This window comes from Cellulomonas sp. P4_H12 (genome assembly GCF_056400905.1).
Map to the genome: position 1 here is coordinate 1 of NZ_JBFUKJ010000091.1, position 651 is coordinate 651.

1 protein-coding gene is annotated in these 651 nt (G+C 71.1%); it reads left to right on the plus strand.

What is annotated here, in order from left to right; translation table 11 throughout:
* Nucleotides 1–208: 208 nt before the first annotated feature.
* Nucleotides 209–651 (plus strand): hypothetical protein (locus AC1DQC_RS19915; protein WP_477052960.1); only part of this gene is annotated, 443 nt, incomplete at its 3' end.

A 651-nucleotide genomic window follows, 5' to 3' on the forward strand; every position in this document is an offset into this window, starting at 1 on the left:
GGCCTGTGCGACTGGCCGGGGCCGGGGTGGCAGAGTGGTCGGTGTCGGCTCCTGACGGCGCCGGCCAACGCCCGAACCGCTGTTCACCTCGTAATCGGTGTCTCGTACCGCTGTGCCACTGCATCCTGGAGGATCGAAGTTGACTCGCCGCATCCTGGTCGCCGGTCTCGCCGCCGCCTCCCTGGCCCTCGCCGGGTGTTCGTCGACCGTGGCGGGCGTCGCCGCGCCGGCCCCGGAGACGGGCGACTCGGCCACCATCGACGCCTCGCTCGGTTCGATGTTGTTGACGCCGACCGACTTCCCGGCCCCGTACGAGGCCATCGTGCTGCCGTCGCAGGCGGTGGCGCAGGCCGCGGCCGACCTCAGTGGCATCCCGGCCGGCGCGAAGGTGGACCCGGCGGGATGCAAGCCGCCGAACCAGGACTACAGCGCGGACGGCACCGCGATGATCGTGGGCACCGACAACGCGAACCGGGCCACCATCTCCGTCGAGCTGATGCGGACCGCGACCCCGCTCTCCGTTCGCGAGAAGGAGATCGGCAACTGTCTCGAGGTGACCACCACCAAGAACGGGGCCACCGCGACGGTGAAGACCGCGATCGTGCCCGCGCCTCCGCTGAACGCCGACGACACGTTGGCGCTGCGGCAGAC